Here is an 18,514-nt window from a genome sequence, read left to right as displayed (position 1 = left end):
TTCGCGACGAACCATCTCAACGATCGAGGAACCACAGGACCTGTTCGACCATCAGGCGCAGTTGCGGGTCCGCGTCGGCCAGCGGATCGCCATCCGCTCCCGTGTTGATCGCAACTCCCAACGGGGTCGGCCAGCCGCGCAGAGCATGGATCACGGTGCGCAATGCCGCCATGGTCGACACGGCCGCCTGCCACCCGCCCGCCGTCGCGACCATGCCGACCGGCATCCGGTCGAAATAGACGCGATCGTCCCCACGCAGCAATTCGACATGGTCGAGTGCGTTCTTGACCAGTCCCGACAGGGTTCCGTGATAGCCGGGCGACCCGACGATCACCGCATCGGCGCTGCGGAGCGTCTCCACGAACCTCGCGATGTTCCCGTCCGGCACCGGGGCGCACAGTTCATAGGGTGGGAAATTGATCGCCTCCCCCGTCAACAGGGTGGTGCGCGCGCCTGCCTCCTCGGCGATCGCGAGACAGCGGGCGAGCGCACGGCCCGTGGTCGATTCGGGGCGGGACGTGCCGCCAAGCGCGACAATGTGCGGCTTGCTCATCGTGCGGCGCTAGCCGAAACTGGCGGATACGGCCACCCGGATCGTGCCGGGCAAAATTGCGGTGGAGACTAAGGGGTGCAGGCATCGGGACCGCTCACCGGCGTGCGGATCGTCGAACTGGATGCGATCGGCTCGGTACCGTTCGCGGCGATGCTGCTTGCCGATCTGGGTGCGGACGTGGTGCGCATCATCCAGCCGGGAACGAGCGCGAGCAGCGTCGTGCCGACCCTGTATCGCGGTCGCCGCGAACTGACGCTCGATTTCCGCCACCCCGCCGCGCTGTCCGAACTGCTCGACCTGATCGACCGCGCCGACGGGGTGATCGAGGGGATGCCCCCCGGCTCGGCCGAGGCGCTGGGACTGGGACCGGACCGGTGCCGCATGCGCAACCCGCGCCTGGTCTATGGCCGGGCAAGCATCTGGGGACTGGACGGCCCGATGGCCGAACGGCCCGGTGGGGACATCAATGTCCTGGCGCTGAGCGGCGCGCTGCACGCGATCGGCACCGCTGAGGCGCCGACCGTGCCGCTCAACCTGATCGGCGACCATGCCGGCGGCGGTCTGTTCCTCGCGCTCGGCATGGTCAGCGCGATCCTGGGCGCGCAGGCGAATGGCGAGGGGCGGATCGTCGACGCTGCGGTGACCGATGGCGTCGGTACGCTGATGGCGCTGACGCAGAGCCTGTTCGGATCGGGGCGCTGGCTCGACCGACGCGAGTCCAACCTGATCGACGGCGGCGCACCCTTCTATCGCTGCTATCGTTGCGCCGACGACCGGCATGTCGCGGTCGGCGCGATCGATCCCGCGCATTTTGCCGACCTGTGCGACGAACTCGGCCTCGATGCGCGCAAGATTCCGCAGTTCGACCGTGCCGGGTGGCCCCAGATGGCCCGCGAGTTCGCCCGGCGCTTCGCCAGCCGCACGCGGGACGAATGGGTCGCTCGTTTTCCCGACGGTGCCGCCTGCGTCACGCCGGTGCTGTCGCTGGCGGAGGCAGCGCGGCATCCGCACGCGCTCGCGCGCAGGCCCTTGTCCACCGGTCCGGCCGGGGGAGCGACCGCGCCGCAGTTCGTGCCACGCGCACCCGCTTCGCCACCTGCACAGGTCGCGACGATCGGCGAGATGCTGGGTCGCTGGAACGACTAGGATCGGGCTTTGACGAGCGAATCGAACAGCGCGAGATAGGTGGCGATGGGATCGGGGCCGGTTTCGACCAGCGGCTCCGGGCGGGCACGGCCCGGCACCAGCCAGTGGTTGAGCGCCCCCACCAGCCGCGCGCGATCCCCCGGCGGCACCACCGATCCACGCGCCGCCGAATCGATCAGCTCGTGGATCGCCACGCTCGAATCGGTGGCGACGACGGGGGTTCCTGCGGCCAGCGCCTCGCGCACCACGCCGGGCACGCCTTCGAACTCGGACGTGAGTGCGACGAGGTTGGCCCGCGCTATGGCGGGGAGCGGATCGGGCGCATGGCCCGGCATCGATACGCGATCCGACAGTCCAAGCCGCTCGACCAGCCGCTCCAGCGCATCGCGCTCCTCACCCTCCCCCAGGATCACGAGCCTGACCGCCGGGTCGATCAGACGCGGCATCGCGGTGATCAGGCGATCCCACCGCTTCTGCGGTGCCAGGCGACCAACGCCGAGGATGAAGCGGCCTTCGGGAAGCTTGGGCTGCGGCGCGCCCGGGATCGGAAGCGCCGGCGGGTTGGCGATGACGTGCAGCCGCGCGTCGCGAATGCCCATCGCGCGCTCCGCCTCTTCGGCCATCGCCGGGGTCATCGCCACCACGGCATCGAGGAAGGACGGGTGCATCCGCAGCCACGCGCGATAGGCGGCACCCGCGCCGCGCGGCAGGTCGGGGCGGACCAGGGCGTTCGATACCTTGCCGACAATTGGAGGGCAGGCGCGGCGCAGCCGCCGCTTCAGCCACCAGGCGGCGCTGGTATAATGATTGCCCGGGCAGAACACGATGTCCGGCGCGATCTCGCGTACCAGCGCGGGCAGGCCGAACAGCGCGCGATAGGCCGAACTCCGCAGCTCGCGCACGGCAACGCCGTCGGGCAGTTCGTGCGAAAGTGCCCCACCCGCATCGCCGATCACCAGCGTCACCCGCCGTCCGGCACGCGCCCAGCCGCCTGCCATGCGCAGCATCGCGCGCTCGACACCGCCCCCCTGGAGGGTTTGGGCAAAGCTCAATATATGCGAGGCTGAGGGCGTTTGATCGGGCATGGTCTTGCAGCTTGCCCTGCTAAAGCCCAAATCGCCCCGCGAAGAAACCGCAATCTGGCGTCAACGGGCGGAATGCGGAACCAGAACAGGTCGTGACACAGTGAAACATGACCGCAACGTTCCCCGGAGAAGGGCGTCCTTGCTTGGCCTATGTTGAACCCCCGGGAGCGCGAGCCTCGATGAACACGACCGTTGCCGACCCGGCCCCGCTCCCCGAGGCCGCCGCGCTTGTCGGCCTCGAGCCGATCGAGAAGATTCGCCGGCGCTGGCCGATGCTGCTCGGCGCCGCCGTTTCGCTGCTGATGGTCGCGGGCCTTGCGCACGAGCTCCTCGACAAGGGGCTGGTCGGCCTGTCGCGCACGGCGCCGGATAGCTGGGTCTTCTATGTCTTCTTCGCGCTCTTCTACCTCGGACCGCCCACCTTCGACTATGTGATTTTCCGTAAGCTGTGGCGCATTCCCACTTCGGGCATGGTCGCATTGCACCGCAAGCGCATCGCGAACGAAGTCGTGCTCGGCTATTCGGGTGAGGCCTATTTCTATGCCTGGGCCCGCCAACGCACGAAGATGGTTGCGGCGCCCTTTGGCGCGGTCAAGGATGTGTCGATCCTGTCCGCGATCGCGGGTAACGCCATCACCCTGATCATGCTGCTGATGGCGCTTCCGCTCGCCACCGAACTGCTTACGCCGGCGCAGTACAAGACTGCGCTGGTATCGATCGGCATCATCATCGCCATGTCGGTGCCGTTTCTGGTTTTTTCCAAGCGCGTGTTCTCGCTGGCCCGAAATACCTTGTGGTGGATATTCGGCATTCATTCGCTGCGCATCGTGGCCGGATCGTTTCTTGTGGCGTGTGCCTGGCATTTCGCCATGCCGGACGTGTCGCTCGGAATGTGGCTGATGCTCGCCGCGGCCAGGCTTCTCGTTTCGCGCCTCCCCTTCGTGCCGAACAAGGACCTTCTTTTCGCCAATTTCGCGATCATAATGATTGGACAGGGGCAGGCATTGTCCGAGCTGATGGCATTCACCGCCGCGCTCACCCTGCTCCTCCATGTCGTGCTGTTCGCGATCTTCGGCCTCTATGGCCTTGCCAGGAAGGAATTATGATCTCCCGCTTTGCTTTCGCTCTCGTCCCCGCGCTTCTCGTTCTGCCCGCAGCATCGGCTTCGGCGCAGATATTGATCGACTCAGATGCGGCATGTACCGGATCGAGCCCGGGGGTGCGGGTCAATGTGACAGGGCTGAAGGACCGCAGCGGACGCCTGAAGCTCGAATTATACCCGGCCAACGAAGATGATTTCCTCAAGGACGACACCAAGCTCAAGAAGGAAGGCAAGTTCTTCGCGCGCATCTGGTCCCGGACGCCTCAGTCCGGGGCGGTACGGCTGTGCATCCGCGCACCCAGTGCGGGACAATATGCGCTGCTGTTCACCCACGATCGCGACGGCAAGAACAAGTTCAACTTCTGGCGCGACGGCGCCGGTTTCGCCAGCAACCGCAAATTGGGCCGCAGCCGTCCTGAGCTCAAGGAAGCCCTGATCACCGTGGGCCCGAGCGGGACGACGGTGAATATCCAGGCGCAATATCTGCGCGGCCTTTCGGGCTTTGCGCCCTATCAGGCCGACTGAGGGGATTCCGGGCGATGCGCATCGTCGACGTCAACGAATATTATTCGCCGACCGGCGGCGGCGTGCGCACCTATCTCGACCGCAAGATGCGGATCATGGCGGAACTAGGCCATGAACTGATCGTCATCGCGCCCTGGAACGAGAATCGCGTCGAGGACCGCCCTGATGGCGGGCGCATCTACTGGGTCAAGGCACCCCCGCTGATCCTCGACCGCAACTACTGGCTGTACAATGACGGTAGCGAGGTGCTTCGCCTGCTCGACATGCTCAAGCCCGACGTGGTGGAGAACTGCTCACCATGGCGCCCGGCGTGGTTCGTCGGCGACTGGCAGGGCGAGGCGTTGAAGGTCTTCTTCGCGCATAACGACAATATGGGGGCCTATCCGCATCGCTGGCTCGAGGGGCTGGCGAGTCCTGCGCGGATCGAGCGGATGTTCAGCTGGTACACCCGTTACATGCACAAGTTCCTGGGCAAGTACGACGCGTTCGTCACCAACGGTCCGGCACTGGCCAAGCGCTATCGCAAGCGTGGACTGCACGTCGACGCAGCGATGCCGCTCGGTATCGATCGCAACCATTTCTCGCCCGATCTGCGCGACGAGGCACTGCGCGCGTCGATGCTGGCGCAACTCGACCTGCCGCCCGAGGGGCATTTGCTGATCGGCCTGGGGCGCCATCACAAGGAAAAGCGCTGGTCGATGGTGATCGATGCGGTGCAGCGCGCCGGTGCGCAGATGCCGGTCGGCCTGATGCTGCTCGGGCAAGGGCCGCAGAGCGAGGCGCTGGAGCGGCAGATCGGCGGTAACAGCCATATCCGCCTGTTTCGGCCGGTCTATGACCGCGAACGCTTCAGCCGCATCCTGGCGAGCGCGGACGCGCTGATCCACGGGTCGGATCAGGAGCCATTCGGGTTGGTCGCGTGCGAGGCGCTGGCGAGCGGATTGCCGTTGATCGTTCCCGACGACGGCGGCTGCGCGGAGGTCGCCGATCCGCTGTTCGCCGAGACCTATCGCGCGCGCGATGCCCGCTCGGCAGCGGCGGCGATCCGGCGAATGTTCGCACGCGAACCCGCGATCCTGCGCGCCGCGACGCGCCACGCGGCGGGGCAGGTGCTGTCCGATCAGGACCACGCCGTCGCGCTGATCGATCTCTATTCCGAGCTCCTCGCCGAACGCGCCGGCGGGGTGAGGCGTCGCCAGAGGGCGTAGCGCTTGCCGCCCACCGGGAGCACCGTCACGCGACGATAGTCGCGCGCGACGGATGCAACCACACGAGCATGAATATCGGCGCGCTCGCCGATATAGGGCCCGGTCATGACGACCCATTCGGGGCGCTGACGCAGCACGCGATCGATCTCGCTCATCTGATCCACGCCGATCGCGCCGCGCTCACGCACGCGCCCGAGGTGGCTGGGATAGATCCACGGGGTCACGCGGCATCGACCGGTCATCGGGTAGAGGATGACCGACCCCGAATAGACGTGCAGGCATCCTGGTCCCGATCCGATCACGCGGGAAACCGCGGCGATTTCCTGCGGAGTGCCCCGTTGTGCTCGTTTGAGCAGCAAGAGCGCCTGCCCGCCGACAAGGGCGACCGCAAGCACGACCCAGGCAAAGCGACGGTGGTCGCTCCAGAAACCCGCTGCAGCGATCGCCAGCGGCGGGACCAGCGGCAGCGCGTAATGGTCGAAATACGTCCCGAACAGAAGCAGGCCGAGGATCGCCGCTCCGCACCAGGCGAACAGGAAACTCCGCAACGGCCAGACGGCTGGCATCCGTGCGCACCGCCGCCACGCCAGCCCCGCGGAAGCGACCAGCGGCGACAGCAACAGGACGATGATTCCGAGATTGGCGAGCTGCGCCAGTGCGGGATCGGGGTTGCGGTCGAGAATCGACAGGAAATTGGCGTAGAGCCATGCTCTGCCCTGCCCCAGCCCCGCATAGCAGCCCCAGGCGAGCGCGGTCGCGAGAAGCGCGGTGGACGCCCAGACGAGTCCGGCCAGCGCCACCCGCGCCGCCCCCACCCCGCTCCGCCAGCGACCCCACATCAACCACAGCCCGATAAACGCGCCTTCGAACACCACCGAATATTTGATCTGCAGCGCAAGCCCGACCAGCGCCATTGCGGCCAGCCCACGTAAAAATATGCGACCCGGCATCTGCCCGTCTGCGCGCGGCGCGATGAGCGCGACCGCGGCGATGACGAGAAGATTGTAGAAGATCGGCGCCTGCCCCCCCTGTCCATCGATCAGGTTGGGCCACAGGATGATGGCGAGTCCGGCGGGCAGCGCGCCCCGGCCCCATCCGGCGCGCTCCGCCAGCTGCGCTGCAACTATTGCCGTGGCGACGAGGCAGCCGAGCGCCAGCGCCTGATACGCCCAGATCCCCGCCGGAAAGCCCAGCGCAGCTGCCGGGGCGTAAAGCAGGAACAGTCCGATCGGCTTGCGGTCCCAGATGTCAACGAACGGCAGAGCCCCGTCGACCATCGCGCGCGCGGCGGTGAAGTAGAATTCTTCATCGACGTGCAGGATGGGGTTGCCGAACGTGACCGCGCGCGCCGCCAGCGCGACGACGATGAAGATCAACCAGCGCGGCACACGCGCGATACTCACACCTTGTCGGGATAGACCGGACGAATATCGACCGGGATCGATCCCATCGACGCGATCACCCGCTTCGCCGGATCGTCGAGCACCGCCCATTTCGCCATGAACGCCTTCACGCCGTCATAGTCGCCATTGCCCTGCAGCACGATCATGTCACGCAGCAGATCGCGCAACGCGGCTTCGAATCGTGCATTGTCGATCCGGTACCGCCCGGCCTTCTCGTCCCAGGCGAAGGCGCCCTTTGACTTCAGATAGGCATATTGCATCGCCGCGCCCTGGCCATGCGCCTCTTCCACGCCAAAGCGCATCGCGCGGAAGGTGCCGGCGAGATAGGTCGCGAACAGCTGCGGCTTTTCGGCGGCGGGCAGCTCGCCCTTTTCCATCATGAACAGGATGTTCCAGGCGCCCATGACGTCCGCCTTGGCCTCTTCGAGCGCCGAGGCCTGATCGCGGAGCGCCTCGCTAACCGTCGTCTTCTGCCCGCCCACCGTGATCGTCCCCGGCCCCAGGCTGTGCGAAAGTTCGTGGAACAGGGTTTCCAGCTGCATATATTTCTTCGCGACCAGGCTCGCCTGATCCGGCACCAGCACCAGCGGCGCCATCGGCGCGAGGATGCGGTCGTACTTCGCGCCGAGCACGTTCGACAGGATCACCTTCTTCGCGCCCTTCGCCTCGCGCACGCGCTCGTCATTGGGCAGGTTGAAGGCGATCGTCTGCACGCCCGGGACATTGTCGCCGCCGCCGCGCACCTGTTCCGCCACCGCGATCGGCGATTCGAACCCGCGCTGGAAATTCTTGTACTTTTCGTCGACCGGGAGGTTCGCCTCCATGTCGCGCAGATAGCGCTTGTACTTGGCGAGCGCGGCGGACTCCTCGGGATCCTTCAGCGTCACGAAGCTCTCGAACGCGGTCTTCTGCCCGTGCAGGCGATCGGTATAGACCTCGTACGGCCCGATCGCGACCTCGATCGGCGTGTCCTTGAGGTCCATCCAGGCGAGTTCGGATTCGAAATAATCGTCGGTCAGGAACGCCTTGGCGCGCAGCGTCAGGAATTTCTTGAGGCTGGGATTGGTCGTGATCGCCGCCGCCTTGTTGAGCAGGTCAGCGGCGCGGGTCAATTCGTCCTTGTAAGCGACCGAATATGGGATCGCCTTGAGCTTTTCACCGTCGCGCACGACCACCGTATAGGGGCTGGTCAACGCCTGCTTCTGACCCGGGTTGGCCGCGAGATACGCGTCGAACTGGTCGCGCGTCAGGTCGGCAGGATAGAAGCCCGCGCCCTCCGGCATCGCGCCATTGCCCCAGAATGCACGCTTGTCGTCGAGTTCGTCCCACGGGCCGAAATAGCGGTCGTACATCTCCAGCTTGAGCGCGTCCCCGTCCTTGGCGATCGCCGCGCGGGTTTCGCGCCACTTGGCGTCCCGCTGGGACCGGTAGATTTCGGACATGACATCCGATGCCTGGATCAGCAGGTTCACCACCTGCCGTTCCTCATCGGTCAGAAAGCGCGTATCGACCTGCATGTCGATCACGGCGAGTTTCGCCTTCTGCGCCGCCAGGTCGCCATTGGCGGCCGGCGCAGTCGCGTTCGACTCATTGCCCGCGGGCGGCGCCTGATTGCATGCAGCAGTGGCGAGAAGCAGGGCGGCGAGTGCGGTCTTGCGCATCGGTTACTCCGGATACCAACATCGATCTGCCTGCTCTAGACACGCAGGAGCGAACTGTCACGAACCGGCCACATCCACCCGCCAGAGGCGGCGCATCAGGGAGACTCGCCATGACGTTCCGCCTCGATCGCCGCTCGCTCATTCTCACCGGCACACTCGGGCTCGGCGCCTATGCCATCCCCGGCTTTGCCGCCCAGGGGCCGAACTGGATCGTCGATGCCGCCTTCACCCATTCGGTGGCAAGCGGCGAGCCGACATCGACCTCGATGCTGCTGTGGACCCGCTATGTCGGCAAGGGGGAGTCCGCAAGGCTGCGGGTCGAACTGTCGGAAACCGAAGACTTCGCGAAGGTCGTTTCGGGGGGCGAGGCGATTACCGGCCCGTGGCGCGACTGGACGACCAAGATCACGGTGACGGGCCTCAAGCCCGGAACCCGCTATTTTTATCGCTTCATCGCCCCGGACGGATCGATGTCGCCGGTCGGCCGGACCAGGACCCTGCCGGAGGGTGCTGCACCACGCTTTGGCATCGCGGTCTTCTCATGCTCGAATCTCGGCTTCGGCTATTTCAACGCCTATGCCCATGCCGCCGCGCGCGACGATATCGACCTCGCCGTGCACCTTGGCGACTATATCTACGAGTATCGGCACGGCACCTATCCCGAGCTGGCGCAGGTGGTCGACAAGCGACTGCCCCAACCCGCGACCGAGATCCTGCATCTGGCCGACTACCGCCTGCGCTACGCCAGCTATCGCACCGATCCCGACCTTCAGGCGCTGCACGCAGCCAAGCCGATGATCGTGTCGTGGGACGATCACGAATCGGCCAATGACAGCTGGGAGGGCGGCGCGGAAAACCATCAACCGAACGAGGGCGACTGGAGCGTCCGCCGCGCTGCCGCGATCCAGGCGTGGCGCGAATGGATGCCGGTCTCCGACGAACCGTGGAAAGCCTATGCGATCGGGTCGCTCGCGACTCTGTTCCGCACCGAAACCCGCCTGCTCGGCCGCACCCGCCCGCCCGAGGCGGCGCAGCTGATCATGGCGCCGGATTCGGCGGCAGCGATCGCGGCGTTCCGTGACGGGCCGTGGCAGGACAAGGCGATGACCATGATGGGCTGGGAGCAGGAAGCCTGGCTCGCCGCCGAAATGGCCCGCTCGGTCAAGGCGGGAAAGCGCTGGCAGCTGGTCGGCTTCGGCACCATCATGGGCAGCACCATCACGCCGAAACAGGCGACCGAATGGGTGTCGCCCGACGCCTCGCCGCGCGCGCAAGCCTATGTGAAGGCGGGGGTCGCGCTCGCGTCCGCCGGGCTCCCGATGAATTTCGACAATTGGGGCGGTTATCCGGCGGCGCGCGCGCGTTTCCTCTCCTCGGCGCAGACCATGGGCGCCAACCTCGTGGTGCTGTCGGGCGACAGCCACAATGGCTGGGCCTATGATCTGTCGCAGGACGGCAAGGCGGCAGGCGTCGAGTTCGCGGGTCAGGCGGTCAGCTCGCCCGGCTTCGAAGGGTCGATCAAGGTCGATCCGAAACGCGTCGCGCGCGCGCTGGTCGATGCCAATCCCGAACTCAAATGGTGCGACACATCGCGGCGCGGATATATGGCGCTGACGCTCGCGCCCGACCGGGTCCGCAACGACTGGCTGTTCGTCGACACGGTCCGGCAGCGCAATGCCGCCGCCGCGGTCGGCCACAGCGCCACCGTGCTGCGCGGGCGCAACGTGATGGCCTGAATCCTAGTCCAGGCTCTTGCTCACCTGCTCGGTCATGTCCTTGCTCAGCCCCGGCTGGGCAAGGATGCGCTCGAGCTCGGCACGCATCTTCGCGGCACGGTCCGCCTCGAACCGGCGCCAGCGACCGAGCGGGGGGACCAGCTTGGCGGCGGTCTGCGGGTTGAGCTTGTCGAGCGCGATGAGCTGATCCGCGACGAAACGATACCCGCGCCCGTCGGGGGCGTGAAACGCACGCTGGTTCACCGCGAATGCCCCGATCAGCGCGCGCGCCCGGTTGGGATTGGCGAGCGTGAAATCGGGATGCCGCGCCAAATCCTGCACCGCATCGAGCGTATCGGCGCGGGTCGACAGCGCCTGGGTCTGGAACCACTTGTCGAGCACCAGCCCGTTATCGCTGTAGCGGTGGTAGAAGATGTCGAGCGCGGCGACGCGCTGGCCATTTGCCGCGTCCGACGGGCTATTGGCCAGCGTCGTGAGCGCACCCTGCCGGTCGGTCATATTGTCGGCCGATTCGAACTGCGCAAAGGCGAGGTCTGGACCGTCGGATGCGCCGCTGGCGTTGATATAGCCCAGCGCGACCGACTTGATCCGCCGCGCACCCTTGCCCGCGGGAGAATATTCGAAGCGATTGGCGCGGACGCTTTCATACAGCGACCGCCACTGATCCTCCAGGGCGCGACCAAGTTCGCGGCGCAGCGCCTCGCGCTTCTGGAAGATCGTCTCGGGATCGACCAGCGCCAGCTGATCGCCGATGAAGCTGTCCGATGGCAGCAGCACCGCCTCCGCGACGAAGGCCGGGTCGAGTGCGGGATCGGACAGGGTGTTCGCCACCGCCTCGATCACCGGGGCGTGGTCGGCGCGTCCCTGCGTCACCGCCGCAACAAGCGTATCGAGCATGAGCTGCTGCATCGCCTCGTATCGCGCGAAGGGGTCGTCGTCCTGCGCAGAGAGAAAGGCGAGGTCGGCCGCGCTTCGATTCGTGTCCACGATAACCGGCGCCGAAAACCCGCGATTGATCGACAAGACCGGCCGCTCGGTCACGCCTTCGAACGCGATCCGGGTTTCCGCCTCCTCCAGCAGGACGAGACGCTCCTCGATCAACGACGTATCGGTCTCGGCACCGAACAGCTTGAGCTTGAGCGGGAGCACCATCGGGGCCTTGTCGGGCTGGCCCGGTGTCGGCGGCACCGACTGGCGCAGCGTCAGATGCGCGCGCCCGTCGCCGGCCTGATGGTCGAGCGTCGCGGTGACGCGCGGCGTGCCCGCCTGGGAATACCACAGGCGAAACTGGGTCAGGTCGACCCCGCCTGCTTCCTCCATGCACGCGACGAAATCCTCGCACGTCGCGGCGGTGCCGTCGAACCGGTCGAAATACAGGTCGGTCGCCGCGCGGAATTTCTGCGGACCCAGGATCGTCGCCATCATCCGGATGACTTCGGCACCCTTGTTGTAGATCGTCGCGGTGTAGAAGTTGCTGATCTCGAGATATTCGTCCGGGCGCACCGGATGCGCGAGCGGGCCGCCATCCTCCGGGAATTGCGCCGCGCGCAGCCCGCGCACGTCCTCGATCCGCTTGACCGCGGCGCTGCCCTGGTCGGCGCTGAACTGCTGGTCGCGATAGACGGTGAAGCCTTCCTTGAGGGAGAGCTGGAACCAGTCGCGACAGGTGACGCGGTTGCCCGACCAGTTGTGGAAATACTCGTGCGCAACCACGGCGGCGACCGCGTCGTAATCATAATCGGTCGCGGTATCGGGGTCGGCGAGGATGTAGCGGCTGTTGAAGATGTTCAGCCCCTTATTCTCCATCGCCCCGAAGTTGAAATCGTCGACCGCGACGATGTTGAACACGTCGAGATCATACTCGCGGCCATAGACGCGCTCGTCCCACGCCATGCTCAGCTTGAGCGCGTGGAGCGCGTGATCGGTCTTGGGCAGATCCTTTTCGCGCACCCAGATGCCGAGCTGCACCGTCCGCCCGCTCGCGGTGGTGAAGGTCGCGCGGTTGGCGGCGAGGTCGCCCGCGACGAGTGCGAAGAGGTAACAGGGCTTGGGGAACGGATCGTGCCACTCGGCCCAGTGTCGCCCGCCCTCGCCGTCGCCCGACGCGACGGGATCGCCATTGGCGAGCAGTACGGGGTAGCGCGCCTTGTCGGCGGTCATCTTCACCCGATAGCGGGTGAGGACGTCGGGCCGGTCGGGGAAGAAGGTGATGCGCCGGAACCCCTCCGCCTCGCATTGCGTGCACAGGTTTCCGCCCGAGTGGTAGAGCCCCATCAGCTGGGTGTTGCGCTCCGGGACGATCTGGACCTCGGTCTCGACGACATGGGTTTCGCCCGGCAGATCGATCACCAGCGCGGCGCCGTCCATCCGCCAGCGCGCCTCCGCGCCGTCGACGCGCACCGCCAGCGGCGTGAGCCCGTCGCCGTCGAGCCGCAGCGGCCGATCGTGCGCGCCGTTGCGCGCGACCGACAGCGCGGCGCGGACCCGGGTGCGCTCGGGCGCGAGGTCGAAATCGAGCGCGAGATCGGGAACCAGCCAGTCGGGCGGGGTATAATCCGCGCGGCGGGTGATGGCGGGCTTGGTGGCGAGAGCGTCGATCATGATCGGCCTATAGTTACGCGCGACCCGCGCGGCACGCGAAGAAATTCGATTGCGGTGTGTCTTCGGGCTGCTACGCCTCAGCCCATCTTTGGTTCAATCGGAAGTCCAGCCTTGTCCAAGCCCGTGTCCAAGCCCGCGTCCAAGTCCGTTCTGCTGCGTTCCACGATCGCGCTCGCGCTGATCGCCGTCACTCCCGCCGGTTTCGCCCAGGAAGCCGCTGCGCCTGCCGAAACCGCCGCGCAACTTGCCGAGCGCGTCAACGCGCCGCTGCCCCCGGCCGAGGCCGCGATGAAGGCGCATGTCATGTTCCTCGCCAGCGATGCGATGCGCGGGCGCGAGGCGGGGACGCAGGAATATGACATCGCCGCGCAATATGTCGCCGCACAATATTACGCCGCCGGGCTGCGTCCGGCGGGCGATGCGGGCAGCTATCTCCAAACGGTGCCGCTGCTGAGCTATCGCCCCGCCGACAAGGGGACGGTGACGGTCACGCGCGGCGGCACGTCGACCGTGCTCGATTTCGGCACCGACTATCTGCCGTCGGGCAATCCCGAGGCGGCGAGCACGCTGATCGACAAGGGCGTGGTGTTCGCCGGCTACGGCATCGTCGCACCCCAGTATAAGCGCGACGATTACAAGGGCATCGACGCCAAGGGTAAGATCGTCGCCTTCTTCTCCGGCGCGCCCGGCGGGTTCGATGGCGAGGAGCGCGCCCATTTCGGCAGCAACTCGAACAAGGCGGCGATCGCCGCGCGCAAGGGCGCGGCCGGGGTCATCATCCTCGAAACCCCAACTTCGGCCAAGGTACGCCCGTTCGCGCGGCTCGCCGACAGCTGGGACGAATGGCGCATGACCTGGGCCGATGCGGAGGGCAACGGCCACCTTCCCGCCAAGGGTACCCCGACGCTCGCCAGCCTCAGCATGGCCGGCGCGGCGAAGCTTTTCGCGGGCGACAAGGGCTGGGACGCCGCGATGAAGGCAGCCGAGGCGGGCAAGGAGCAGGTGAAGTCGTTCGCGTCGGGCGCCACCCTGGCGGTCGCACTCAAGACCGAGCGCAAGACGGTGATGAGCTCGAACGTCGCCGGGATCATCCCGGGCAGCGACCCGGCGCTGAAGGACGAGGTCGTCGTGCTCACTGCGCACCTCGACCATGTCGGCACCGGCAAGGCCGATGCGACGGGCGACACCATCTATAACGGCGCGATGGACAATGCGATGGGCATCGCCTCGCTGATCGAGGAGGCGAAGCGCTTCCGAGATTCGGGCAAGCCGCCGCGCCGTTCGGTGATGTTCCTGGCGGTCACCGCGGAGGAAAAGGGACTGATCGGCGCCGATTATTTCGCGCACAACCCGACCGTGCCGAAGGGCAGGATCGTCGCCAACGTCAATCTCGACATGCCGGTCATCACCTACAAGTTCGAGGACATGATCGCCTTCGGTGCCGCGCGCTCGACGTTGGGCGAGACGGTCGCGCGCGCAACCGCCACGGTCGGTGTGGGGGTCGGCACCGATCCGATGCCCGAACAGGGTTTCTTCGTGCGCTCCGACCATTATCGCTTCGTCCAGCAGGGCGTCCCCTCGGTGTTCCTGTGGCCGGGCATGGCTGGCGTCGGCCGGGAGGCGTTCAGTCGCTTCCTGTCCACCCGCTATCACCGCCCGTCGGACGAGATCGGCAATCCCGAAATCCTGTGGGATCAGGGCGTCCGCTTCATCGACGCGAACTATGCCATCGCACGCGAGATCGCCGACGCGGACCAGCGCCCGGCGTGGAAGAAGGGCGATTTCTTCGGAACGCTGTACGACGGATATGGCGCGAAGTGAGCTGATCCGGCGCGGGGTCGATCGATGCGGCTGCTGATCTTCGGGCTCGGCTACAGCGCCCGCCGCATCGCCGCATTGCTGCCCGGTGCCCGGATCGCAGCGACCGGAAGCGCGGGAAATCTCGCATTCGACGACGCCGATCGCGTCCGGTTCGAGATAGCACAGGCCACCCATATCCTCTCGTCCGTCCCGCCGGGTGAGAGCGACCCGGTACTGGCCGCCTATCGCGAGGCGCTGGCGGCCAGTGGGGCATGGATCGGCTATCTCTCGGCGACCGGCGTCTATGGCGATACGGGCGGCGCATGGGTCGACGAGAACAGTCCGACGGGTGGCGGGCGTCGCACGGCACGCGCGGACGCGGACGCCGACTGGCTGGCACTCGGCGCGCGCGTGTTTCGCCTGCCCGGCATTTATGGTCCGGATCGCTCGTCGCTCGACCGCATCCGCGATGGGCGCGCGCGGCGCATCGACGTGCCGGGACAGGTATTCAGCCGCATCCATGTCGACGATCTGGCGCGCGGCGTGGTCGCGGGGCTGGATGCCCCGCCGGGTGCATATAATCTCGCCGACGACGAACCGGCGCCGCAATCCGACGTGGTCGCGTTCGGATGTCGAATTCTGGGACTTCCGGTTCCGCCACTGGTTGCGTTCGAGGACGCGGGGCTGTCGCCTGCCGCGCGCGGCTTCTACTCGGAGAACCGGCGCGTCGCGAACGGCAAGGCGAAACGCGTGCTCGGCTGGCAGCCGCGCTATCGCGACTATCGCGCGGGCCTGCGCGCCCTCAGCGCCAGCACCAGCCCGACGCCCGCCAGCGCCGCGCCGCCCGCGGCGAGCAGCGACCAGCGATAGCCCTCGAACACCGTTGAGAGCAGCATCGCCAGCACGGGGATGATGACGCTCGAATAGGCGGCCTTGGCCGGGCCGATCACGCGCAGCACGCCGAAATAGAGCGGAAAGGCGACCGCGCTTGCGACGATGCCGAGGTACAGCAGCCCGGCGACATAGGCAGGGCGCGGATCGAACACCGGCGGCCCGGTGGTGATCCAAGCGAAAATGCCGTCGGCCAACGCGCCGATCAGCATCGCCCAGCCGAGCGTCGGTACCATCGCGTAGCGCCCCGCAGTCTTGGTCGCCTGCATGACGTTGGCGGTCGATGCCGAAAGCACGCCGAGCAAGGTCAGGCCGATCCCGAGATAGACCGCGCCGCCGCCCGACGGATCGTTGCGGATCTCATGCACGAACAGCAGCGCGACCCCCGCCATCGCGATGCCCGATCCGATCAGCAGCTGGCGCCCCAGCCGCTGGCCGAGGAAGATGCGCGAGAGCAGCGCGTTGGGCACCAGCAGCAGTGCGAACACCACAGCGACCAATCCCGAAGTGACGTGCAGCTCCGCGCGGTAGACGAAGTTGAAATTGAGCGCGAACTGCAGCAGCCCGACCAGCGCGGCGAATCCCACCCCGCGTGCGTCCAGCTTCAGACTCTGTCGCTTCGCCGCTGCAAAGGCGAGCATCGCCGTGCCGCCGAGCAGGAAGCGATAGGTGACCGACCAGGTCGGCGGCACGACGCCCAGCTGTCCGGTGATGACGATCCAGGTCGATCCCCAGATCAGGGTGACGATCGCGAAGGGGATCAGGATCGCCAGCCGGGTCGAATTGGGCCGCGCCGGCTGCTCGGACTTGGCTTGGCTCATGCCGGGACGGAAAGCGCAGTCAGCGCGTCGGCGAGCGGCCGCACAGCGCTCGCATCCTGGTCCCACGCAACCACGAAGCGCGCTTCGCCCACGCCCCAATCGTAGAAGTCGAAGCCCTGATCGCGCAGCGATACGGCCTCGTCCTGCGACAGCCGCACGAATACCTCGTTCGCCTCGACCGGATAGACCAGCCGATCCGCCGCCGCGGCGCCCAGCGCCGCCGCGCCGGCATTGGCCGCCGCCGCGTTGCGCAGCCAGACGTCATTGTCGAGCATCGCCAGCAACTGCGCGGCGAGATAGCGCCCCTTGGACTGGAGATGCCCGGCGCGCTTGCGGCGGATGCGCGCCGCCTCGATCTGATCGCTGCGGAAATAGACCAGCGCCTCGGCGCCCATCCCGCCATTCTTGACGAAGCCGAAGCTGAGCGCATCGACCCCCGCGCGCCAGGTCAGCTCGGCGGGCTTGCAGCCCAGATGCACCAGCGCGTTGGCGAAGCGCGCCCCGTCCATATGCAGGCCGAGCTTGCGGTCGCGCGCCAGCTTGCCGATCGCCGCCACCTCATCCGGGCTGTAGGCCAGTCCATATTCGGTCGCATTGGTGATCGAGATGGCGTGCGGCTGCACCCAGTGCACCCCATCCTTGATCGGATCGATCACCTCGGCGATCGACTCGGGGGTAAGCTTGGCACCCGGCCCGTCGGCGAGCAGCAGCTTGGCGCCATGCGTATAGAATTCCGGCGCGCCCGCTTCGTCCATCTGGATATGCGCCTCGCGGTGGCACACCACCCCGCCATAGGGCGGGCAAAGCGAGGCGAGCGCGAGGCAGTTCGCCGCCGTCCCCGTCGGCACCCACAGCACCGCGACATGCGTCCCGAACAGCTCGGAAAAGCGCGCATCGAGCGCCTGGCTCAATGCGTCGCCGTCATAGGCGGTATCCTGCGTGTTCGCGGCAGACAGCGCCGCGATGACTTCGGGGCAGGCGGGGGCGGCGTTGTCGGAAAAGAAGCGCATGGCGGCCCAGATGCGCTGCCGCCCGCCCGCCGTCAATCAGCCGCGGCGATCATCCATTGACGATGATTCCGCCATTGGGATGCAGCACCTGGCCCGACATGTAGCTGGCATCATCGCACGCCAGGAAGAGGAAGGCGGGCGCCACCTCGTTCGGCTGGCCCGGCCGCCCCATCGGCGTATCCTCGCCGAAATGTTCGAGCTTTTCGGGCGATGCGCCACCGCATGGGTTGAGCGGGGTCCAGATCGGCCCCGGCGCCACCGCGTTGACGCGGATGCCCTTGCTCACCAGATTTTCCGACAGCGAGCGCGTGAAGGCGGTGATCGCGCCCTTGGTGCTCGAATAGTCGAGCAGTTCCTTCGACCCCTGATACATGGTGACCGAGGTACAATTGACGATCGCCGAACCCTCTTTGAGGTGAGGCAGCGCGGCCTGCACCAGATAGAACATGCCGAAGATGTTCGTCTGGAAGGTGCGGGTCAGCTGTTCCTCGGTGATGTCGCGGATATCCTGATCGGGATGCTGCTCGCCGGCATTGTTGATCAGGATATCGAGCCGGCCGAACGCGTCGATCACTTGCTCGACCGCGCGGTCGCACATCTTCTTCGATCCGACATCGGCCTTGATCGTGATGGCACGGCGGCCTTCCGCCTCGACGATCTTCTTCGTGTCATCGGCATCGGCATCCTCGAGCAGATAGAGGATGGCGACATCTGCGCCTTCGCGCGCGAACAGTGCGGCGACGGCGCGGCCGATGCCGCTGTCGGCGCCGGTGATCAGCGCAACCTTGCCTTCAAGCCGCCCCGATCCCGGATAGCGCGGCTGCCATTGCGGCTTGGGGTCGAGCGCGCGCTCTTCGCCGGGCAGCGAGTCTTCGTGGATCATTTCGGCGGTATCGGTCGTCATCGCGGTCACTCCACTCGCCCCCGCCCCAACAACCGGGCGCGGGCGCCGGGGTTCCGTGCAACCGGCAT

At 66.8% G+C, this 18,514-nt stretch carries 15 protein-coding genes; 7 read left to right on the top strand and 8 right to left on the bottom strand.

The window, feature by feature from the left end; genetic code table 11:
• Positions 1-16: 16 nt before the first annotated feature.
• A complete protein-coding gene (locus ABS767_RS05055) occupies positions 17-553 on the bottom strand; it encodes an NADPH-dependent FMN reductase (protein ID WP_408077265.1) in 537 nt (178 codons plus the stop codon).
• A gap of 75 nt (positions 554-628) precedes the next feature.
• On the opposite strand from ABS767_RS05055, the gene ABS767_RS05050 reads away from it, so the two are divergent.
• Positions 629-1,699, top strand: coding sequence for a CaiB/BaiF CoA transferase family protein (locus tag ABS767_RS05050; RefSeq protein ID WP_408077264.1), 1,071 nt, complete (start codon positions 629-631; stop codon positions 1,697-1,699).
• On the opposite strand, the gene ABS767_RS05045 is transcribed toward ABS767_RS05050, so the two are convergent.
• Positions 1,696-2,784: a glycosyltransferase gene (locus tag ABS767_RS05045; RefSeq protein ID WP_408077263.1), complete on the bottom strand. Its 1,089-nt coding sequence runs from the start codon at positions 2,782-2,784 to the stop codon at positions 1,696-1,698. The two genes, ABS767_RS05050 and ABS767_RS05045, sit on opposite strands and share 4 nt — an antisense overlap.
• A 179-nt stretch (positions 2,785-2,963) precedes the next feature.
• On the opposite strand from ABS767_RS05045, the gene ABS767_RS05040 reads away from it, so the two are divergent.
• From ABS767_RS05040 to ABS767_RS05030, 3 genes are all read left to right on the top strand, one after another.
• On the top strand, positions 2,964-3,890 hold the full coding sequence (locus ABS767_RS05040) for a hypothetical protein (RefSeq protein WP_408077262.1): 927 nt from the start codon (positions 2,964-2,966) through the stop codon (positions 3,888-3,890).
• Between the two features lie 71 nt (positions 3,891-3,961).
• Positions 3,962-4,411 carry a DUF2141 domain-containing protein gene (locus ABS767_RS05035; protein ID WP_408077261.1) on the top strand — a complete coding sequence of 150 codons (450 nt, stop codon included), beginning with the start codon at positions 3,962-3,964 and terminating at the stop codon, positions 4,409-4,411.
• A gap of 14 nt (positions 4,412-4,425) precedes the next feature.
• Positions 4,426-5,619 (top strand): glycosyltransferase, encoded by a 1,194-nt coding sequence (locus tag ABS767_RS05030; RefSeq protein WP_408077260.1) that lies wholly within the window; start codon positions 4,426-4,428, stop codon positions 5,617-5,619.
• On the opposite strand, the gene ABS767_RS05025 is transcribed toward ABS767_RS05030, so the two are convergent.
• Together ABS767_RS05025 and ABS767_RS05020 are read right to left on the bottom strand one after the other, a co-directional pair.
• Positions 5,562-7,022 (bottom strand): hypothetical protein, encoded by a 1,461-nt coding sequence (locus ABS767_RS05025; RefSeq protein ID WP_408077259.1) that lies wholly within the window; start codon positions 7,020-7,022, stop codon positions 5,562-5,564. The two genes, ABS767_RS05030 and ABS767_RS05025, sit on opposite strands and share 58 nt — an antisense overlap.
• Positions 7,019-8,683, bottom strand: a complete 1,665-nt coding sequence (locus tag ABS767_RS05020) for a dipeptidyl-peptidase 3 family protein (protein ID WP_408077258.1) — start codon at positions 8,681-8,683, stop codon at positions 7,019-7,021. The genes ABS767_RS05025 and ABS767_RS05020 overlap by 4 nt, the downstream gene beginning before the upstream one ends.
• Before the next feature lie 110 nt (positions 8,684-8,793).
• Here ABS767_RS05020 and ABS767_RS05015 point away from each other — a divergent pair, with 110 nt between their 5' ends.
• Positions 8,794-10,419 carry an alkaline phosphatase D family protein gene (locus ABS767_RS05015; protein WP_408077257.1) on the top strand — a complete coding sequence of 542 codons (1,626 nt, stop codon included), beginning with the start codon at positions 8,794-8,796 and terminating at the stop codon, positions 10,417-10,419.
• Positions 10,420-10,422: 3 nt separating this feature from the next.
• On the opposite strand, the gene pepN is transcribed toward ABS767_RS05015, so the two are convergent.
• Entirely contained in the window at positions 10,423-13,020 is a 2,598-nt protein-coding gene (gene pepN, locus ABS767_RS05010; RefSeq protein ID WP_408077256.1) for an aminopeptidase N, read from the bottom strand.
• Positions 13,021-13,143: 123 nt separating this feature from the next.
• Between pepN and ABS767_RS05005 the strand changes: the two genes are divergently transcribed.
• Together ABS767_RS05005 and ABS767_RS05000 are read left to right on the top strand one after the other, a co-directional pair.
• Positions 13,144-14,841 carry a M28 family metallopeptidase gene (locus ABS767_RS05005; RefSeq protein ID WP_408077255.1) on the top strand — a complete coding sequence of 566 codons (1,698 nt, stop codon included), beginning with the start codon at positions 13,144-13,146 and terminating at the stop codon, positions 14,839-14,841.
• A 24-nt stretch (positions 14,842-14,865) separates the two neighbouring features.
• Entirely contained in the window at positions 14,866-15,690 is an 825-nt protein-coding gene (locus ABS767_RS05000) for a Rossmann-fold NAD(P)-binding domain-containing protein (RefSeq protein WP_408077254.1), read from the top strand.
• Here the strand turns inward: ABS767_RS05000 and ABS767_RS04995 are convergent.
• The 3 genes from ABS767_RS04995 to ABS767_RS04985 are packed head-to-tail and all read right to left on the bottom strand — an operon-like array spanning position 15,600 to position 18,446.
• Positions 15,600-16,532 (bottom strand): DMT family transporter, encoded by a 933-nt coding sequence (locus ABS767_RS04995; RefSeq protein ID WP_408077253.1) that lies wholly within the window; start codon positions 16,530-16,532, stop codon positions 15,600-15,602. The genes ABS767_RS05000 and ABS767_RS04995 overlap by 91 nt on opposite strands.
• Positions 16,529-17,542 (bottom strand): threonine aldolase family protein, encoded by a 1,014-nt coding sequence (locus ABS767_RS04990; protein ID WP_408077252.1) that lies wholly within the window; start codon positions 17,540-17,542, stop codon positions 16,529-16,531. The genes ABS767_RS04995 and ABS767_RS04990 overlap by 4 nt, the downstream gene beginning before the upstream one ends.
• Before the next feature lie 49 nt (positions 17,543-17,591).
• The gene (locus ABS767_RS04985; protein ID WP_408077251.1) at positions 17,592-18,446 is read right to left on the bottom strand and encodes an SDR family oxidoreductase; all 855 of its coding nucleotides are present in this window, start codon (positions 18,444-18,446) and stop codon (positions 17,592-17,594) included.
• Positions 18,447-18,514 lie beyond the last annotated feature (68 nt).

This window comes from Sphingomonas plantiphila (genome assembly GCF_046000505.1).
Lineage (GTDB): Bacteria > Pseudomonadota > Alphaproteobacteria > Sphingomonadales > Sphingomonadaceae > Sphingomonas > Sphingomonas plantiphila.
Note: the sequence above shows the minus strand (reverse complement) of the source record. Positions and strands in the feature narration are given on the sequence as shown.